Source organism: Microbacterium sp. P2_F9, assembly GCF_056403635.1.
The window spans coordinates 1-803 of record NZ_JBFUFC010000413.1 but is presented as its reverse complement, the minus strand read 5'-3'; the positions used below and the strand labels follow the sequence as shown (position 1 = coordinate 803).

Below are 803 nucleotides of genomic sequence, written 5' to 3'. Positions count from 1 at the left end.
GATCCATGCCTTCCTCCGAGACCTGGACACCGAATGGGACCGCGCCGCCGTCGTCTCGCCGTTCGGTCCGGTGCACCGCTGGCAGACCACGCTCGACGCGCTGGCCGGGGCCGGATGGCCGTTGCCTCAGCGCGCGCGCTGGCGCCTCGGCGAGGTCACGGTGCCGTGGGCGGCTGTCGCGCCGGGGACGTGACTCTGAGCCGCCTCAGATGCGCGGAACGGCGGCGCGAGCCGCGGCATCCGGCATCCCGGTCGCCGTGAGAAGGTCGACGACCAGCGGCCGGAGGGCCGCGATCAGGCCCTGATCGCCGAGGGCGGCGTCGGGGATGATCGTGCGCGGGTCCAGGCGTGCGGCGATCGAGAGCAGGCTCTCGCGCGCGATCGGCTCGAGCGCGATGTCATCGAGCGAGCCCGCGACCACGTCGGCGGCGCGCATGATGTCGGCGAGCACGTCCGCCGCCACGGGGCGGGCCACCCCGTCGTCGCAGAGGTACACCACACGGCGCGCGATGACCCGCAGATTCCGGATGGCGAGATCCATCGACCGGCGGATCCGCTCGTGGCGCTGCAGCTCGAAGCGCTGGCGGCGCAGGAACGGCGAGATGCGCGCGATCGCGGCGCCCGACTCCAGCGCGACACGCCATTCCTCGAAGAGGGGCTGCAGTCCGCGCGCCTTCTCGAGCCCGCGCTCGGCGCGCAGGCGGTCGCCTCGGCGCAGCGCCTGGATGAGCGCGCCGGCGGCGCTGTCGACCGCGGCGAAGACCGCGTGCCCCTCGCGCAGCTCGGTGCGCACGACGCTGCGG

General features: G+C 74.6%; 2 pseudogenes. One reads left to right on the top strand and one right to left on the bottom strand.

The annotated features are described in order from the left end of the window. Positions 1-193: pseudogene (locus AC1DVT_RS20465) on the top strand (class I SAM-dependent methyltransferase); the annotation flags it as partial. A gap of 12 nt (positions 194-205) precedes the next feature. Here AC1DVT_RS20465 and AC1DVT_RS20460 read toward each other — a convergent pair. After that, positions 206-803, bottom strand: a pseudogene (locus tag AC1DVT_RS20460) (FUSC family protein); the annotation flags it as partial.